Below are 19,304 nucleotides of genomic sequence, written 5' to 3'. Positions count from 1 at the left end.
TAATAGTATAATGATTTCCCTGACGTGGCAAATCAAACCTGAAACAACCAGGCGTAAAAAAACCTTGAAACGACATTGTGTAAAATGACCACACATTCTCAAACAAATACTGACTCATGTGGGAAAAAGTAAAAAATGTCCAATCTCTATTGTTAAACACTCTCGGGCGGTGTACGATTCTGTTTGTAACACACACAATGACTTTTAGGGGGTAACACCAAATGAAAAAGTACATGAAACTTACTATGGCAAGCGTTCTTGCACTAAGCGTACTCGCAGCATGTGGCGACGAGGACACTGATACTGAAACAGAACTTGAGCAGGATACAGAAGAAACTGAAGTAGACGACGCTGAAGGCGACGATGCTGAGGTTGACACTGAAGACGATCTTGAAGAAGATGACGAAGAGATCGACGCTGAAGATGATCTTGAAGAAGACGAAGAAGAGCTTGACGCTGAAGAAGACGAAGAAGGCGACGAGTAATTATCTATAGTTAAACCAGCCGGTTCCTTCCTGGAACCGGCTTTCTTTTATAACGCTCTTTTCGTAAAGATTGTTGTTTTTATTACCCTGCCGGCGGACGCTTCCCGCGGGTATTGCTTCACCGATCAGTCCCCTTTCTGCTCCGGCACTTTCATCTTGAAATAATCCCGTTCCAGCTTATAGATCTGCCGTCTTACGGCATTCCAGTCTTCATTGGTTAGCGGTCTCGTACGCAGGTTATCTGTGAGTTCCGTAATTTCGGAATGGCTGATGTCCTTTCCTTCATAAAGCCGCTTCTTAAGGCTGCAGATTTTCTCCTCAACTTCCTGCACTGATTCGTCCCACGTAAAAAAAATGTTTTCAGGTTCAAGTTCCTCTGACAGAAGGTGCTTTAGAAAATAGACCTGCTTTCTTGGCCCAATCATGGAAATATCGGTTGCATGCAGCGTAATTTCTACATCCTCACCATCTACATTTACGGAGATGTACTTCATTCTTTTCGCAAGTTTTTTGTTATAAATGCTCTCCAGTACATAGGCAAGCGTGATAAAACATGTCCAGATAAACCGGTTTGGCGAATGAACGTCTGCTTCGATCCCGTGGCTATCCAGAATTTCTTTCAGTTCCGCCAGAACATCGTCATACTTCCCTTTTCGAATCATAATGGCAAACTGTGTCTGCTCATGCATCTTCAGAAGTTTCGGAAGCTTCATGAGAGGAATGATAACGATCAGAAGGGAAGCGAGAGTCCCAAGTGTCAGGGCATAAGGATAGCCCATGAGCGTCTGTTTGACTACAGAACCATTTTCGCTTCTGTTTTCCATTCTTGTAGATATAAATCCAACTGCAAGGGGCAGGAGAATAAAGATCACGATGGACGTAATACGGATGATCGTGTCGTCATCCGGTATAAACGGAATAAACATTTCCGCAAGATCCGGAAATAAAACAGAAATAAATATATATAGCCAGTAAAGAGACAGAAGGCCCATTAGACTCACCTTGGAATTATCCCTTGAGGGGATTCTCCCAAAGAATGTGAGCGTGGCCATACTGAACACTTTACTGAGCATCTTTGCAATTGCTGTCAGGATTACTCTGAAATACGGCATGGTTTCACCTTCCCTCTTTTCGGGTTCTTCTCCGTACCCGCGGTTCTTCTTTTTTTCCAGTTGGAATGAGCCCTTTTTTTCGCAGCACACGATAGCCGAGGTAAACCGTAATCAGCACCGCGAGCACACTGAAGATGAACCACTGGGCATTCTGGAATGTATCTGCCATAAATTCCAGATTGCCAAGAGTACCGAGATAGAACATCAGAAGTGACAGAGGGAAAAAGCCTGCAAATGTATACAGACCGAACGCTAATGGACGTATGCTGCTGAATCCGGCAATATAGGCGATATACCCCATTCCCAGGAAACGCCCGGCAGCGATCATCCACTCTCCATATCTCCGAATCCAGCCTTCTGCAACTTTTACTTTCTCCCTGCTCACATTTCTCCTGATGGACGGCTCAAACTTAATACTCAAAAAGTAAGGAACGTAACTGAATGTGGTATAAACCACTGCACTGCCCAGTGCAAGAAGAACAATCTCCCCAGGGGAAGGATTAAGTATGTATCCATAAACAAGAACAAAGAGAGCTGCAGGGAAAGGCACCGATAATGCCTCCACAACGATTCCGATAAACAGTCCTGCAAAGCCCAGTTCCCTTAGAAATTCAAGTATGAGTTCCACCATGTCCAAAACACCGCCTGCTGCTAGTCCGGAAAATCACCAGGTTAATTGCTTCCGTTTTCATTAAGATACCCTGTTTACCTTACTTGAAACAACGCATAGTGACCGATGAGTAGTCATGAACATATGTATGAAATAGATGTTCGGGAAAGGAGTTTTTTTATGCAGGGAACCGAAGAACAATCAGCTCCTGTAAGACTCGGTGTATTTTTATCCAATGCACACAAAATGATACTGAAAAGAAAAGTTAAGGATCATAAAAGATACCGCTTTATGGAACTGCTTGCTTCAGAAGCAGCCAAGGCTGGCGACACCGTTATTTTCTTCAGTCCGGAAGACGTAGTCATGGGAGAAAATATAATTAAAAACGCTCTATATTATGACATTCAAGCAAAAAAATGGAAATTAATGGATTCTCCACTCCCCACAGTCGTCTATGAAAGAATTTATACAAGGAACGGACTGGTCACAAAAGTTAGACGAGGGTTTAAAGGTAAGGGGATACCATCCATCAACAACCAGGCAAGTTTCGATAAATATGATACCTATAAAAAGCTCCAGGGAATAGAAAAGGCTGCACCCTACCTTCCCCCTACTATTAACGTACATTCATTTAACGATATCCGCAGGTTTCTGTTAAAATACAAAACCGTTTATCTGAAGAAAGTGCACAGCAGCCTTGGAAAAGGAGTTGTTAAAGTACAGTACCGCAACTCACGATCATTTGAATTTAGCCATTTCCGAAGCCGCCTGCGGAACCGGTCGGTTTCAAATATGAATAAACTGAAGAGGCCTCTCAGCCAATTTTTTAAGAAAAAGAAGTTTATAGCACAGCAAGCTATTGATTTAATAACTTTAAATGGATGCAATGTGGATTTTAGAGCAGAAGTACAAAGAACCGGTGAACAGATCACCATAGGCGGAATTGCAGCAAGAGTGGGATTGAAGCGCTCTCCTATTACTGTTCACTCCACAGCGATGCCGGCAGAAATATTTTTCGAATCTGAACTTGGCTATTCAGAGAAAAAAGTAAAAGAAGTCGTAGATGAAATTGAGGCTTTTCTCAAAACAATATACTTTTCACTCGAAGAGGCATACGGTAACTTTGGCGAGATCGGTATTGATTTTGGAATTGATAATAAAGGACGGATCTGGTTAATCGAGGCTAATTCCAAAAGTGCAAAGGTGTCGTTTGAAAAATCATACGGCCAGGATGGGTTAAAGGAAAATGCAGGGAATCTGCTCAAGTACGCCAGATACCTCACGGAAGGGTCCGCAGAAAAAAATGAGGCCATGCATTTATAGCCTATTTTGATTCGACAAAAATATACAAAAACAGTCTATTTCTGAAAACAGGTTTACGATTTGCCCACCCGGGTATGGGTCTAAAGGGACAGAAAAAGAACAGGCAAAGCATAAAATCACCACAGGCTGTCTATAATTCCAATAGGACGAAAACCTAAAACCGGGGGACTGCCGTGATGAAAGTCAAAAGAAGAACTGCGCTTATCAAAAAAAGAGAGCCCGTGTTCCTTGAAGACCTTTTTAATGAAGCTTTTATGCAAAAATATACAGAGTTCCAGAACTTTGATGATATGGTTGAGGCCAGTAATATTTGTCTTCTTACGGCCAAAGCCCAGAGTGAAATTGACAAATGTCCCCTCTGGTCAAGGTATGTTGCCTGTCATACTGACTTCACATGCTGGAAAGAGATGAAACACTTCGCCGCCACTCAATACCACTCATTAAGTTTCCCCAAATTTCACGCAGAGACTCATTGAGCCTCTGCTTTTTTGTTTGTGTTTATACACTGCCATAAATACCAGATCAGCAAAATTGAAGGGGGCCTATTGATTAACAGTCAGCCGAATCAGCCGGTCATCTCCTTCAACAGGATCTCCTCTGCCGTCTGTATTACTCGTAATCGCATACAGATACTCCCCATCACTCCATACATCCCGGATTCTTCCCGCTCCATCATAAACCAATGATATTCCTTCCTCTTCAGGATCCAGTTCATACAGCGCCTCTCCCCTCAGCCCGGCAAAAAGGATCCTGCCCTCAAAAATGGTCATACCGGAAGGGGCCCACGTATCCTGCCCGGAATGAACCAGCGGTGTCTCCATTCCTTCTTCCGTTTCGTCCCCGCTGATGACCGGCCATCCATAATTACGCCCAGGTTCAATAACGTTAATTTCATCCTGTGCCACAGGACCATGTTCAGTACTGTACATTACGTCATCAAGCCAGGTCATTCCCTGAGGATTTCGGTGCCCGTAGGAATATATATAGGAATCGGGAAAGGGATTATCTCCAGGAATTTCCCCATCAAGCGTCATCCGGAGAATCGCTCCTGCATGATTATCACGATTCTGACTCCAGTCCGGCTCGTCCGCATCACCTGTGGCAGCATACAAATACCCATCAGGACCGATCTCCAGGCGTCCTCCGTTATGGATAGCCGCACCTGGTATTTCATCAAGCAGAACACCGGTTTCGCTCCATTCCCCTTCCTCTTTCTGCACTGTCACAATCCGGTTCATGATGCTTCCATCTTCCGCCTCATAAGTATGGTAAACTATTGCTTCCCCGTTATCAGCGAAATCCTCTTTCATCACCATGCCGAGAAGTCCCCCTTCTCCTCTTGAGAGAATCGCTTCCTCCGTTTTGACAGGTTCTCTCTGTATATCTCCGGCCGAATCAATTTCTGCAATCATCCCGTCCCTCTCTGTTATATAAAAAGTGCCATTTGTTTGAGCGATATTCCATGGCACATCCAGGTTCTCAGCGATTGTTTCCCCGGTTATCTCTTCACGGGAGTCTCCTCCGTCACCCTGTTCTCCTGTTTCCTCTGATTCGCACCCTGACAGAAACAGTCCCGCTGCGAGGATCATTGTTACCTTAACCCTATTTATCTGCCGTCCGTTGCTCGATTTGTCATTATTAAAAACGCGCCAATCTATAAAAAAACTGCATTTCTTCATCATTGTTCATCCTCCTTTTTTCCAGTATTCCTTTTCCTGTTTATTCAAAACCGCTCAGGCAGATCGTTCGCATTCATAACTCCCGGTTCTTTATAATGACCCCGTAACGATCATAAATCAGGGAGGTTTTTACATGGAAATGCAAAAGCGTATTCTGCTTCACAAACGTCCTGAAGGGATGCCCGGTCACGAACATTTTAAGCTGGAGGATGGGCCGATTCCTTCTATTAAGCACAACCAGGTTCTCGTCCGTACAATTTACGTGTCGGTTGATCCGTATATGAGAGGCAGAATGGAAGATACCAAATCCTACGTTCCTCCATTTAAACTTGGTGAAGTGATTGACGGAGGAATCGTTGGAAAAGTCGTTTCATCCACCAGTACCCGCTTTTCTGAAGGCGACTATGTTACAGGCCACCTGGGATGGCAGGAATATAATGCAGCCGATGAACACAACCTCCGCAAAATAGACCCGGATTCCGCCCCACTCACCGCCTATCTCGGGACTCTTGGTATGCCGGGGCTGACGGCTTATTTTGGGATGACCAAAATCGGCCTGCCTAAAGAAGGGGAGACGGCTGTTGTCTCCGGTGCTGCAGGTGCAGTGGGCATGATTGCTGGACAGATTGCAAAGCTCCACGGCGCCAGAGTGATCGGGATTGCCGGCACGGACGAAAAGACCCGCTACCTTACCGAAACAGCCGGGTTTGATAAAGCAGTCAATTACAAAACAGAGAAAAACCTTCACCAGTCCTTGAAGGAAGCCTGTCCCGAAGGCATTGACGTGTACTTTGATAATACGGGCGGGACAATCTCAGAGGCCGTTTATCCGCTCATGAACGACTTCGGACGTATTCCTCAGTGCGGGGCCATCTCCTCCTATAACAAATCCGGTGATGATTATGGTCCGCGAATTCATCCTTTCATTGTGAAATCGCGACTCCGTGTTCAGGGCTTTATCGTGTCAGATTATGCTGATGAATTTCAGACAGGAGCACAGAAGCTCGGCACGTGGCTGCAGGAAGGGAGACTAGTATATGAAGAAACAATAAATGAAGGGTTCGACTCTATTCCTGATGCCTTTCTTGGTCTCTTTGAAGGTAAAAATCTCGGTAAACAGCTGATTAAAGTCTCTGATGAATAATCTCTTCAACTGTTATAGGGCGGGACATAAGGAATTGTACAGACAGAAATCCGAACAAAATTATGCAATTCGCGTATATCGCTTCTGAAATATACGCCGCTTTCCGCGGGAAGCGGCTGAGCCTCCGCGTGCTTCGCAATGCGGGGTCTCATCTGCGCTTTTCCTCCCGCAGGAGTCGGCGTATATTTCATACGCTTGTTGTCGTATTTTTTCAGGTTCTTTTTGCACGTTTCCTATAGCCCGGCAAAAACAGCAGCAAAAAAGTCACGGACCCACCAGGGCCCGTGACTTTTTGTGCATCTTCTGATAATTACTGAAGAAGCTGGTAAAGATCTGATTCGATCTCTGAGCTGACCGCGCTTGGTCCACCGAAGATCGTAAGGTGATTCAAATCAGAACCGGAAATGTAATCTGCAACCGGAGCATGAACAGAAGATCCTGTAAGCAGGATACCGCTGTCGTTCTGAGCCGCAAGAGCTGCGCCAGTAAGGGCATCTGCAAAATTCAGACCTGTTGCAACATACATATGATCCGTTTCAGGAGCGAAGTGCTCCGTTACAGCGATGTTGGTTTCAAAACGGTTCTCACCGCCGAGACGTTGGCTGTTCACACCTAGAGCCTCTACCTGATTTTGTACGTCTTCATCGATGACAGTATAGCCACCGACGACAAGTGCATCTTCCACATCAAGTGATGTGAGTGCCTGTGCTGCTGGAGCAGACAGGGAATCAGATCCAGTCAATAGAACCGGCATTCCGTGCTGAGCTGCATAAGATGCAACACTCAGGGCATCCGGGAAGTCCTGTCCGTTCGCTACAACCGCACTGTCTACATCAAACTGCGTGTTCAGGTAGCTTGCAATTTCGTAGGAAGTATCGTAACGGTTGTCACCGGCAATGCGGTCTACATGAAGGCCATGAGATTCAAGATCAGCAACTACACTGTCTTCAATCACGTTTGCGCCTCCAAGTACAATGACACGGTCTGCATCAAGACGGTCAAGCTCATCAGCTGTTACATCAGTAAGAGCTGAACCGTTTGTAAGAAGCATTGGTGCATCATAATGGTGTGCAAGTGGTACACCAGCAAGTGCGTCTGCATAAGCTGCGTTGTTTGTCAGAACAACCACATCCGATGCATCCCAGGCCTGACTGATTTCAACAGCGGTCTCGTAACGAGTGTCACCAAACAGTCTGTCTACAACAGGATCAGCAGCTTCACCAACTGTTACAGTACCTTCTGCATAGGCCGTGCTCGTATTTCCAACTGTGTCTTCAAGTGTAATTTCCACTACACCGTCTTCAAAGCTTGCATCCGGTGCTGTCCAGGTACCTGAGTAATGACCCGGCTCTGTTTCCTCCATTGTTACACGGTGGTCATTATTCGTGTCCCCGGCACTTGGTACAGTTACAACAAAGCTCGCTTCTCCGCCTTCAGTGTCACTGTTAAAGGAGACTGTTACGTCCTCTCCAGGCTCAACAGTTACGTCACTGTCAGGCTGCACATCTTCAATGGAAGGTGCTGTAAGATCAACGTAGACAGTTACTTCTTTCACTGCTGTGTTACCAGCAAGGTCGGTCGCTTCAATAGTAATCGTGTTTTCTCCTTCTTCAAGGATCTCCCTTGTTGAGAACGATCCATCTTCGCTTACTTCAACTTCTTCCCCGTTCACGGTTGCATGAGAGAAGTTTTCGTCTGTGATTGTTCCGCTTACCGTAATCACTTCATCGCTTGTTTCCATGCCATCGTAAGGAGTTTCAAGATCGATAACAGGATCGACAGTATCCTTGATGACCGTTACCGGCTCTGAAGGATCAGACGTTCCGTCTTCAACCGTTGCTTCCGCGTAGATGGAGTTGTGGCCTTCTTCAAGACTCACATCGGCTGCAAAGTTACCGTCTTCATCTGTTTCCACAACGGCTGCAGTGTCTTCGTTATTGTAAATCGTTACTTCACTTTCAGTATCTACCTGACCAATTACTTCGATGCTGTCTTCAGATGTGAACGTACCATCTTCAGGTGTCTCAATGACAGGTGCATCAAGAGAGTACGCAACGTTGGCACGGATCATGAAGTTGCCAAAGTCAGATTCCTGGTCAAAAGATCCGCCAAGGTATACATAGGAGCGCTCAGCATTCGGCTGTTCTTCATCGGTACCGACAGCCGGTGAGAGTTCCCCGATTTCCGTCTGGATCGTCGTGATCAGGAAATCGTTTTCAGTGACAAAGCTTTCGTCACCAAAGTCAACGTAGTTCCAGCCGCCGCGCTCAACTTCAACGTCGATCGGTCCGACTGCCATATCCGTCGGGTTCCCATTGCTGTCGGTTTCATAAACGGCTACCTGAGTATGATCGCCGCCAGGCTCTGGGAAATCCTCACCCCAGATGTACATGGTTGCACCGCGTACTTCTGTGGATCCTTCCGGAGTAAAGCGTACACCCATACCGTTTCCGGCATCGTTAAGAACGAGGGCATTTTCCGCTTCGCCGTTATCGTAGGCGATTTCATCATCGAAACCGATAAATGGTCTCATTTCAACAGTTACGTGCGTAACTTCATCGCCTTCCACCTCTACATGAACTTCTGCAGGATGGTAGTCATCTGCAGTAACACGAAGTGTGTATTCACCGTAGATAACATCTTCAATTGTAAAGTCTCCGTCAGCGCCTGTAACATCAGTGTCGAGGTTGTAGTCCTCAAGCACACGTGCAGTCGCACCTTCAATGGCTTCACCTGTACGCTCATCAACAACTGTTCCGTCGATTACGCCAGTGGCCATTGGATCAAGAAGGAAATCCTGATACGTTGTTTCATCTGCTTCAACAGAGACTTCTGCTGTTTCAGGATAGAAACCGTAAGCATCAGCCTGAAGGGTTAGTGTTTCACCTTCATCTGTTGGAGGATGGCTCATCGTGTAGGAACCGTCCATAGGATTCGTGTTTACCGTACGTCCGCTTTCAAGGGCGGTTACTGTTGCGTCAAGCGGAAGGCCGCTTTCTTCATCCACAATCTGATTTGCGTAAACTTTTTCGGCATTGTATTCGCTCAGATCCTTTTGAAGATTAAAGCTGAATGCATCTGCTTCTGAACGCTCACGGTCAGTATCGACAGTTGTGCGCTCAATTGGTGCTGTTTCAGGAGTGTAGTCCACTTCATCCGCTGTAGCAAGAACCATCACATCATCGATATACCAGCCGGCATCCGTGATGATGGAATCCGTGTCAAGTGCGAAACGGATCTGGACAGTATCGCCGATGTACTGATCAAGGGCGAACTCCCCTTCCTGCCATTCTTCAAGGTTTCCTGTATATTCAGCGTAGTCAGTCCAGCTGTCTCCGCCGTCATTGGATACCTGAAGATAAGCGTAGTCCCAGCCGTCTTCAATGTCTTTCCAGTGTGCAAAGTGAAGAGTTGCTGAATTCAGCTCATCGCCGAGCTCGATCTCCGGACTTTCAATATAGCTGTCTTCACTGTTGTTGTAGTCTCCACCAAGACCAGTTGCCCAAAGGTTGTCTCCAACGTAGGCTTCACCCGGTCCGGATGTCGGCTCGCCCCACTCCCAGCTGTTGTTTTCGCCGTCAGTGGTAAATCCGCCTTCATCTTCGTTGAAGTCGCTGTAGTAAGCCACAACAACATGAGGCGCTTCAGCAGAAGCAACGTTGGATCCGTCACTTTCGTTTCCGCTGAAATCAAAGGCTGTTACATAGTAAAAGTACTCTGTTCCGCCTTCTGTATCTGTATCGTTAAATGCTGTTGCAGAAGTGTCGCCAATGTGTTCGAATTCACCGTCTGCTGATTCGGAACGGTAAACGTTGTAACCTGCAGTGTCAACTTCCGGCGAAGCATCCCACGATAGGGAAACGCCTACAGCAGACTGCTCTGCAGAAAGATTTTCAGGTACGCTTGGCGCTTCGTCATCTTCTCCAATAAGGTTCACGTTATCAAGGTACCATCCAAGATAGTTTGTATCCACATCGGTTATAAACTCAAATGCTACAAGAACAGGGTCTTCGCTGCCCACATAGCTGTCAAGATCGACAAATAGATTTCTCCATTCCTGATCCTGGCCTGTAAAGATGTCTACAAGATCCCAGTTTTCACCGTAGTCATTACTTACGGCTACTGCCCCAAGATCGAATCCGTCTTCAATATCGTACCAGTGGTTAAGTCTTACAGAAGCTTCGTCTGAATCACGAAGGTCAAGTGGCGGAAGCATCGCAAGTGATGCCTGATTATCGGAATAGTTCCCCTCAAGGTTTGTTCCGACAAGATTCTCTCCGATTACCGGTTCAGGTCCGGCTTCAGGAGAACCCCACTCCCAGTCGCCTTCGAGTGTCCATCCGTTCGGATAGTTCTCGAAATCTTCTGTATACTCATCCGGCTCAACACCGAATTCAACATCAACCCAGAAATCATCGGTTGAAGATGCGTTGTTACCGAAATCGTGAGCAATAATACGATATTCAAATCCTGGTTCCTGGACGAAATTCCAAGGAATATAACCGCGGTATTCCCCATCTGTATGGTCACCGTCTACAAGTTCCATTGGAATATTAACGTCGTAATCATGATCTTCATGACTTACACGAATCATCGCCTCAGTCACTGCAACATTATCAGTAATGTGAGCTGTTACAGGTACATCAAGTCCTGCATATGTTTCTGTAATCGGGCTGTGCTCAATTTCAGGAGCCTCGTCATCAGAACCTTCCTGAAGAACGTGTCCTTCAATTGTACCAACACCATCAGAAACCATCGCTACTGCATCATACACATTCAGAAGTCCGACACCGTAACCATCGTTCGGTACTTCTGTGTACTGGTCATCTGTAAGTGGTGTAGCTGTTTCATCAAGAATGTCTTCAATATCATCCGGGCTCAGTCCCGCATCAATGGAGAGCAGGATTGCTGCTGTACCTGCGATATGCGGTGCTGCCATGGATGTTCCGTTAAAACCGCCTTCATATCCATTACCTGGTACGGAAGAACGAATGTTTACACCAGGCGCGGAGATGTTCGGCTTCTGGTCATCCCCATCCATGTTGGAAGGTCCACGGCTGGAAAAGCTTGCAACCTCGTTGTCAATATCCGTCGCAGCTACTGCGTAGCTTTCCGGATAATTGGCAGGAGGTGTGACTGTTTCCGCACCAGGGCCTGAGTTCCCTGCTGAAAATACAGGCAGCTGTCCTGCATCTCTCCAAGCCTGTACAATCGGTTGGTACCAGTCATCTACACCAGGCTGGCCTCCCCAGGAATTCTGCACGATATCCGGTGCCAGATCCGGGTTGTCTTCCGGAGCGAGCATGTACTCACCAGAAGCGAGAAGATCAGCTTCAGATCCGCCAAATGCGGTGAACGCACGTGCGGCAATCCATTGTGCTTCAGGTGCTACACCAATGATATTCTCCTGTGCGGCATCCTGACCAAGAACTGTTCCGGTTACGTGAGTACCATGGTCAATGATATCTTCAGGAAGTTCAGCATTCCCTGTCCGGTCAAGCCAGTTTCCATATGCGTCAGGGTTATCCGGGTCTTCAGGATTGTAGCCGCGGAAGTTTTCAATGAGTGCATCGTGATCCCATTGAACACCTGTATCAATGACCCCTACTGTGATTCCGGCGCCTTCAAAACCAAAGGACCATGCATCAACAGCCTGAACTTGATCAATGTTCCATTCTACATTGTCATCATTCTGTACTTCCGGCAGGTCTTCCTGTTCCGGAAGATCAATTTCGATCCATCCATTTTCACGAATGCTCGCTACTTCAGGACGATGCTTTAGCTCTTCTAAGTATTCCTGAGAAACTTCAGCATGCACGTAGTTCATAATGTAAAAGCTTTCGAAATCCTGTACGAGTCCGTCATTCTGTGCCTGTTCAAGGGAGTTAAGTAGTGGTGCCTGTGTTCTTTCTGCGGTGGAGTGAAGCGCATCAAAAACGGCATAACGCTTCGATTGTTTTTCCTGGTAGTCACTCGTGGCTGTGTTTAGGTCAAGATTCTGAACGACAGCGTTTGTATCAACCTGTTCGTTCATCTCGATGAGTACACTCACGTACTCTTCTTCTTCAAACAAATCCATTACTGCCGAATCAACTTTCTCTTCAGCAGTCTGGAGATTCTCATCCTTAAATGTCGTGAAGGTGTCCGATTCAGCATCCCCCTGCGCATTCGCCGAAAGACTGGCAAAAGGCGTAAATACAAGCATCATCGCCATCACGATCGAAAATTGAACGCGGAATTTTCTCTGGTTTTCTCTCCTCAAAATAAAAACCCTCCTATTTTTTGTTCACATTTTTGTTTTGACTTTCCTCCTCTCCCACGATATGGATTTTGTAGAACGTGTAGTGACCATAATATTTAAATAATTTAAAAAATTCAACCGTTTACCCCCATAAAAATGAAAAAATACAAAACTAGTCATTATTCGACATTTTTTTACACAGATTAAGAGCGTAATAACTATTTTTCCGTCAAAAAAGACTGCTTTATATGTAGATTTACTGTAAAACAGATACGTACAAAGCAGTATATAAGAAAACGATATATTATATAAATATAATTACTTTACCTTTGAAGCTTAAATTTATAATAAGTATATTTAACTGGATCACCTCTTAATTAGGCACTAATACCTATTTTATTTCGTTGCTTATAGACTGATTTTCTCATTACAAAAAGAGGCATCCATTATCATGAAGGCCTCCCAGGTCAATACTCGTTATATGAACTTTAAACCTGAAAATACTAAGTTTGTATAAAATGAAACTTTCGAATCATTAAGCTGAATTTATTTTCTCCAGGAGCAATACCTTTCCGGTAAAGTAAAATCTCTCAAATTATGACAGTTATTGCGCTCGGTATATTACGAATAACCGCGTTCATTTTTCCAGCATACTCCCCGTCATATTGAATAGGAAGAGGTGAATCGGAGGTGATTTTGCAGCTTTGTCCTTCCAGCATGGCCACTCCTTTTAATCCTGTGTGACTTCCTGTCACGACTCGCGGAAGTATCGTCAGCGCTTTCAACTTTGATACACCGTGAATGGCGCAAATCGATAGTTTTCCGTCTTCTCCATCCGCAGTCGGACAAATTGGAAGTCCTCCCCCATAATATTTCAGATTCGCTGCTGCAATAAGCCACACGTTATCCAGTTCAAATTTTTCATCATTTATTTCCATGCGTACTTTACAGGAACGGTAGCGTATCAGCACTTGCACAACTCCGATCAGATAGGCAAGTCTGCCTGCATTAATCCGGTTCAGCCACTTTTTATAGGCTGCTTTATTTGTCACTCTGGCAACCTCTCCGTCAAAACCGGATCCTACAGCTGTCAGGAACAGGCGTTCATCCAGGCTCCCCAGATCCAGCCGGATTGTCCGACCCAGAAAAATATTTTCTGCCGCTTTAACAGGGTCATTAGAAATACCCAGGGCTCTGGCAAAGTCGTTGCCTGAGCCAGCCGGAATGACGCCGAGATGAATGTCTCTGCCCTTTATTGCATTAGCCAGTTCATGAATCGTTCCGTCACCGCCTACCGCTATCGCTGCAGTGATGTCAGAGAAGGCCCCGCTTTCAAGGTGTTCTTTAATGCTTCCTGGTTTTTCAGTAAACACCACTGACCATGACTCCCTGTTACGAATTGCCCGTTCAACCTTTTTCCATACTCTGGTTCCGTTTCCGCCTCCGGAAGCCGGATTCACAAAAAAACAAATCATCTTCCTCCCCCTCACTGTGTCCCGCTCTCTATTTACTATTATATATTCCGAAACGGAGAGACAGGTGGAATAAGTTGAAATCGGGGAGATGCGCGATTAGAATAATATACAAATGACCCATTTAAAAGGCGGGGAAATATGCTGAATCAGCCTGTTAAACAAACCTACTATAAAGTTCATAAAGTCACGAACAGTATTGAACAGAAAACCGTTGAGCATGAGCGCACACTCACAATGGATCAGAATGAAATACAGACTGCCCACCGGTCTTTCAAGTTTAAGGACGTATTTGATATTTCCTATCGGCCGCTCCAGGAAGAAGAGGGACTCCTCTACCTCCATACGAGTAAAGGTGTCTATTCCTATATGGTGAAAGATGACCCGGCCCCTTTCATTGACGCCTTCAAAAAGCTTGATCGTCAGGAATCATAATTTCAGGAAAGGAGGTTTTTGAGAGAGGAAGTTCCAGCCTTACTTCTGTCCCCTCCTGTTCTTTGCTTAAGTAAGAAAGTGTGCCATTGTGAAGGAAGACCCCTCTTTTGGCAACCGCCACACCTAGTCCTGTCCCGTAACCCTCAATCATATATGTCGGTCTTCCGAGCCGCTCCACCTGATCGCTGTCCATGCCGGTCCCCTGGTCTCTAATTGAAATCTGCAGCCGGTCTGCTTCTTTTTTTATCGTAATATTAACTTCACTATTTTCACCCGAAGCCTGAATCGCATTTTTCAGCAGTTCTGTAATCCCGGCAGACAGCTGTTCCTTTACTACAACCGGCTCGTATTCTTCCTCAAGCCAGCAGACTTTTATGCTCACATTGTGCTTGTAAGCCTGAAATGCGAGTGCATCAATACATTCCCTGACCAGCTGATTTATACCTTCCTTTTTCCAGTCCGAAGCTCTGTATGATTTCGAAATCAGCATCATTCTGTTAATAAAGCCCTCTACGGAATTAATTTCATGACTAAGAATGGTCTGATGCATCGTGTCGATGTCACACTCGTACAGATCCACTACCACCCGCCATACTGTAAGGAGATTTCGCATCTCATGAGCCATCATTTTACCGATTTCTTCAAAGCTTTCTTCTGCAGGATTTACTTTTTTTGTATTGATTCGAAATGCCTGTTCCTGAAACTTCACCTTTCCTGTGCCCCCTTTTCCGTAATCATTATGTGACGCTCTTCTGTTTACTTATTATGTTAACAACCGAGGCCTTTTTGACCAATTACAGATGTTTTTGATAATTTCGCACAAATAAATATCGGCTTCCCTTATAATAGTCTGTAAGTTTTCTATAACTTGATAGTACCAATTGTTTAGGGGTTTATAATGTGGCAGTTTGCCACATCATGATAATTTTCATCAAGTGGTGATCACATATGAGGAACTGGTTAACCGCCCTCAGGCTGGATCGAAAACTGACACAGGAAGATGTCGCCGGCCGGGCATTTATTAACAGAAGCTATTATGCACAGATTGAAAAAGGGTCGCGCAATCCAAGCATACGCGTGGCGGGTCACATTGCCAGGGTACTTGGATTCAATCCTTCGGCTTTCTTTATGGAGGATTTTGATGACCCATTTATGAGTACTCTGTCCAGTGCACCTGTGATTCTCAGTCACTGCGACCTTGAACTGAGATATACCTGGCTTTACAATCCTCACCCGGATTTCAGTGAGAACGAATGGCTTGGTAAGCGTGCTGATGAACTGACATGCCACCCTGGTGGACAAAAGCTGACGGAGTTGAAAAAAGAAGTGATTGAAACGGGGCTCATGAAGAGGTGTGTCATCTGTTATCCCCTTTCATCAGGTGAAGCCTATTTTGATGTTCATGCCCAGCCGCTTCGGGTCCGGGACGGCAGCATTATCGGCGCAGCCACCATGTCCACGGATCTCACCTACTATTTTAAAGAAACGAAAAACTTATATATTAAAGAAGAACCTGTAATAGATGAATGCTGAGTTCTCCTTACAGAAATTCGTAAACGTCTGCAATGCAGGCGTTTTTTTACGCGGTTTATGCTGCGCAAGCAGATCTTGAAACCAAAGCATATGTTTTTGCGTAAATGAGTCAGACTATTCTGTTAGGGAACTGGTACGATCAAACATAACGGTCAAAAAGGAGATGTACAAATGGACATACAGCAAACATTGCATAGCGTAAAAAAAGAAGTTGGAAAAGTACTTACAGGAAAAGAGGAACTTACCGAACTGATTCTTGTAAGCCTGATCAGCGGCGGACATATTCTCCTTGAAGACGTGCCAGGCACAGGAAAAACCGTGATGGCTAAAACGATGGCACGCCTGACTGACGGCTCATTCAAAAGAATTCAGTTTACCCCTGATGTGCTGCCCGGAGATGTTACCGGTGTACAGTTTTTCAACCCCAAAACCCAGGAATTCGAAATGCGACCGGGACCTGTTATGGCTAATATTCTTCTTGCTGATGAAATAAATCGGGCGACGCCGCGTACCCAGTCCAGCCTCTTGGAGGTGATGGAAGAAGCGCAGGTTACGATTGATGGCACAACGCTTCCCCTCCCTCAGCCTTTTATTGTCATCGCCACACAGAATCCGATTGAATCCCAGCAGGGAACTTTCGCTCTTCCAGAAGCCCAGATGGACCGGTTTCTTATGCAGATTCGTTCCGGCTATCCCACTGTGGAAGAAGAAAGATTGATGATCCGTCTTTACAAAGGCAAAAAACCTTTCGAAGAACTTGAGCCTGTTTTAAAGACCGAAGACCTTCTCCATATGAAAAAAGAGGCGGGACAGGTAGCGATTCACGAATCCGTAGAGGATTATCTGCTGCAGATTATCCGGGCAACACGGGAATCAGAAGACACAGATGCCGGTGTAAGCCCCCGAGGCACCCTGTCATTTGTACGGAGTATTCAGGCAAAAGCCTGCCTCTCAGGCCGGACCTACGCCACACCTGATGATGTCAAGACACTTGCGCCTTTTGTGCTGAGCCATCGTCTCGTCCTGACACTTGAAAGTTCAATGACGAAAACGAAAGAAGACGTGCTGCAAAGGATACTCGAGCAAATCCCCGCTCCGGTTGAAGAAGGCTACGTAAGATGAAAAAGGAATGGCTGATTGAATCGCGTCATTCCAGAACCTACACAGCAATGCTGATGCTGGTGCCGTTCCTGCTCCTCACTGCTGTCATTATGAGAGATATTCTCATGGCGAGTCTATCTGTCTTTTTTATTCTGTTTGTGTTCGTGAACAGGTGGTACCTCAGGTATGTGACTTCTCGTCTGACAATTCCTTACGAACACCAGACCATCAGGCTCTTCCCCGGGGAAGAAGGGCACGTTACCATTCCCTTTACAAATCAAAGCCGGCTTCCTGTCATTAACGGGACATGGGGCTGCCACCTGTATGATCATGAGTCTGCTCTTGGTAAAAATACAGACGATCCCTCTTCATATCAAAAAAGCCTGAGCATTCCACCTGGCACGTCCCGGCGGTTCTCCGTTCCTGTCCAGGCAGTAAAAAGAGGAACCGTACAGGTCCGCTCCCTTGAAGCAGTGATTTACGATCCGTTTAGACTCAGCTTTGTGAAAATGCAGTATCATGGGTCTTTCAGGGGAGATGTGGTCGTTTATCCTGATCCTGCAGCCCTGAGCCAGCTCAAAACCCTTCACCTTCAGGAAAAGGGACAGCACGTCCAGCCTTTTTCTCTGTTTGAAGACGTGACGATGCCGCGGGGGACAAGACCTTACCAGAGTAAAGACCCTTTTAACCGTCTGAACTGGAAAGCCACAGCACGAACAGGGGAAATTCAGACCAATGTATATGAAAATGTGACCTTGTCTAAATGGACGATGGTCATTAATGTTCGTTCCGACGAGACTGTTTCTTCCACCATCCCTGACTTGGAAACCGTCCTCAGCCAGGCTTGCTTTGCGGTCCGTTACGCTGTCCGTCACCAAATTCGTTTTGATCTTTATGTCAATGTCCGGATTCCAGGATCGGATAATGGCCTTTATCTTGCCGCAGATGAAGGAAAGCAGCATGGCATGAGAGCGCTTGAAATTTTCGCCCGCCTGAGACACGGGCAGCTGACGATTTCAGAAGACAGGCTCCTGCAGCGTATTCTGAGCAGCCGCTCTGAACCTCCGAAGGCCATTCTGCATTTTGGTACATATGGCTATATGGAGCGGTTTTATTACGGAAAAGCCGGGAAATTAGGCACACAGGCAATCTTGATCCCATCAGAAGGAGGCGATGCAGATGTTTTGGCAACGTAGTCTTCCTGCACTGATGAGAACCGGACTGGATATGCTGTTCCTCTATCTTTTGCTTTTTCCCGTTTATATGGATGGACCCGGTTATCCTCCCCCTGTTTTATATACGGCCGTTACTTTAATCGGAGCCGGTGTATTTTTCACTCTCCTATTCAAGTTCAAACCGGCCGGTTATGCCCTTTCCGTCGTTCCTGTCATGATAGGCGGCGCATGGCTTGGCGGTTTTCATATTGGAACAGCGGCTATTATCGTGCTGTTTTTATTCTGGAGGCTGATCAGCCACATGCGCAATGAAGGGGACAGCAGGGAGGTAACCGTATTAATTCTGTCGCTGATTGTCGGTACTGTTTACTACCTGCTCCTTTCAGAAGCTCCTTCACACCAGGCGATTCTGTACGTGATGATTGCCCATTTCTTTGCGACAGCCTTTGTTCTTGCTCTGAACAGCGCCATCGGTTCAGGCCTTGCTGCGCGCCAGCTGGCTTCCCACCTCCGCTGGACGGCGGCCGTGTTTGGGGCGGTTGCCGTGCTCGGTCTGGTGGCGGGACTATTTACTCCGGTACTGGCAGCCGTCTTTTTTGCAGGATTTCGTATCCTTCTTTTGGCAGGTGGTTACCTGATGATGCCGTTTGCATATTTCTTATCTATGATTCTTCCTGAGAATACTGAAGAAGAAGTGATGGAGAATCCAAGTGAGTCTGAGGGTGATGGGGAATCGTTTTTTCCTGATATGGAGGAAGTTGACGTGGATGAAACGTTTATTGGCTCGATCGCTTTTTTCTGGATGGTCGGCGGACTTCTATTGGCTGGAGGATTTCTCTACGCTTTATACCGCCTTAGAAAGGACAAAGAGACATCGACCGCTTCAGAACACTTTCAGGATGAACCTTCTCATGAAGTTAATCAGCTTCCACGGTCCTGGGAGACACTGAGGAACATACTAAAGCCGGAGCAGGAAGTCAGGAGGCATTTTTGA

The 19,304-nt window shown here is 46.0% G+C and carries 15 protein-coding genes; 9 read left to right on the top strand and 6 right to left on the bottom strand.

The features are described 5' to 3' along the window. Window positions 1–221: 221 nt before the first annotated feature. Window positions 222–485 carry a DNA primase gene (locus CR205_RS20135; RefSeq protein ID WP_161524623.1) on the top strand — a complete coding sequence of 88 codons (264 nt, stop codon included), beginning with the start codon at window positions 222–224 and terminating at the stop codon, window positions 483–485. 125 nt (window positions 486–610) lie between these two features. Here the strand turns inward: CR205_RS20135 and CR205_RS00345 are convergent, their stop codons facing one another. Then, window positions 611–1,597 carry a hypothetical protein gene (locus CR205_RS00345; RefSeq protein ID WP_110515821.1) on the bottom strand — a complete coding sequence of 329 codons (987 nt, stop codon included), beginning with the start codon at window positions 1,595–1,597 and terminating at the stop codon, window positions 611–613. Between the two features lie 4 nt (window positions 1,598–1,601). Beyond that, window positions 1,602–2,228: a DedA family protein gene (locus CR205_RS00340; protein ID WP_142669839.1), complete on the bottom strand. Its 627-nt coding sequence runs from the start codon at window positions 2,226–2,228 to the stop codon at window positions 1,602–1,604. Between the two features lie 159 nt (window positions 2,229–2,387). On the opposite strand from CR205_RS00340, the gene CR205_RS00335 reads away from it, so the two are divergent. Together CR205_RS00335 and CR205_RS00330 are read left to right on the top strand one after the other, a co-directional pair. Then, window positions 2,388–3,530 carry a YheC/YheD family endospore coat-associated protein gene (locus CR205_RS00335; protein WP_161524622.1) on the top strand — a complete coding sequence of 381 codons (1,143 nt, stop codon included), beginning with the start codon at window positions 2,388–2,390 and terminating at the stop codon, window positions 3,528–3,530. A 173-nt stretch (window positions 3,531–3,703) separates the two neighbouring features. Continuing rightward, entirely contained in the window at window positions 3,704–4,006 is a 303-nt protein-coding gene (locus tag CR205_RS00330) for a hypothetical protein (protein ID WP_142669838.1), read from the top strand. A gap of 66 nt (window positions 4,007–4,072) precedes the next feature. Here CR205_RS00330 and CR205_RS00325 read toward each other — a convergent pair whose 3' ends face one another. Then, on the bottom strand, window positions 4,073–5,212 hold the full coding sequence (locus CR205_RS00325) for a PQQ-dependent sugar dehydrogenase (RefSeq protein WP_110515813.1): 1,140 nt from the start codon (window positions 5,210–5,212) through the stop codon (window positions 4,073–4,075). A gap of 130 nt (window positions 5,213–5,342) precedes the next feature. Between CR205_RS00325 and CR205_RS00320 the strand changes: the two genes are divergently transcribed. Next, window positions 5,343–6,353, top strand: coding sequence for an NADP-dependent oxidoreductase (locus CR205_RS00320; protein WP_110515811.1), 1,011 nt, complete (start codon window positions 5,343–5,345; stop codon window positions 6,351–6,353). 310 nt (window positions 6,354–6,663) lie between these two features. Here CR205_RS00320 and CR205_RS00315 read toward each other — a convergent pair whose 3' ends face one another. Beyond that, window positions 6,664–12,615: a cell wall-binding repeat-containing protein gene (locus CR205_RS00315; protein WP_110515809.1), complete on the bottom strand. Its 5,952-nt coding sequence runs from the start codon at window positions 12,613–12,615 to the stop codon at window positions 6,664–6,666. 569 nt (window positions 12,616–13,184) lie between these two features. Further along, complete coding sequence (locus CR205_RS00310) at window positions 13,185–14,069, bottom strand: diacylglycerol/lipid kinase family protein (RefSeq protein WP_110515807.1); 885 nt, start codon at window positions 14,067–14,069, stop codon at window positions 13,185–13,187. 138 nt (window positions 14,070–14,207) lie between these two features. On the opposite strand from CR205_RS00310, the gene CR205_RS00305 reads away from it, so the two are divergent. Next, entirely contained in the window at window positions 14,208–14,501 is a 294-nt protein-coding gene (locus tag CR205_RS00305) for a hypothetical protein (protein ID WP_110515805.1), read from the top strand. On the opposite strand, the gene CR205_RS00300 is transcribed toward CR205_RS00305, so the two are convergent. Continuing rightward, a complete protein-coding gene (locus CR205_RS00300; protein ID WP_110515803.1) occupies window positions 14,473–15,210 on the bottom strand; it encodes a sensor histidine kinase in 738 nt (245 codons plus the stop codon). The two genes, CR205_RS00305 and CR205_RS00300, sit on opposite strands and share 29 nt — an antisense overlap. 239 nt (window positions 15,211–15,449) lie before the next feature. On the opposite strand from CR205_RS00300, the gene CR205_RS00295 reads away from it, so the two are divergent. The 4 genes from CR205_RS00295 to CR205_RS00280 all read left to right on the top strand — a co-directional run bounded on the left by CR205_RS00295 (window position 15,450) and on the right by CR205_RS00280 (window position 19,304). Further along, entirely contained in the window at window positions 15,450–16,034 is a 585-nt protein-coding gene (locus CR205_RS00295) for a helix-turn-helix domain-containing protein (protein ID WP_110515801.1), read from the top strand. Between the two features lie 171 nt (window positions 16,035–16,205). Continuing rightward, entirely contained in the window at window positions 16,206–17,156 is a 951-nt protein-coding gene (locus CR205_RS00290; RefSeq protein ID WP_110515799.1) for an AAA family ATPase, read from the top strand. Further along, the gene (locus CR205_RS00285; protein WP_110515797.1) at window positions 17,153–18,331 is read left to right on the top strand and encodes a DUF58 domain-containing protein; all 1,179 of its coding nucleotides are present in this window, start codon (window positions 17,153–17,155) and stop codon (window positions 18,329–18,331) included. Before CR205_RS00290 ends, CR205_RS00285 begins: the two co-directional genes overlap by 4 nt. Continuing rightward, window positions 18,315–19,304 (top strand): hypothetical protein, encoded by a 990-nt coding sequence (locus CR205_RS00280; protein ID WP_110515795.1) that lies wholly within the window; start codon window positions 18,315–18,317, stop codon window positions 19,302–19,304. Before CR205_RS00285 ends, CR205_RS00280 begins: the two co-directional genes overlap by 17 nt.

Origin of the sequence: Alteribacter lacisalsi, assembly GCF_003226345.1 — a bacterium.
GTDB classification, from domain to species: Bacteria; Bacillota; Bacilli; order Bacillales; family Salisediminibacteriaceae; genus Alteribacter; species Alteribacter lacisalsi.
The sequence above is the reverse complement of the archived record's forward strand: the minus strand, read 5'-3'. Positions and strand labels throughout refer to the sequence as shown.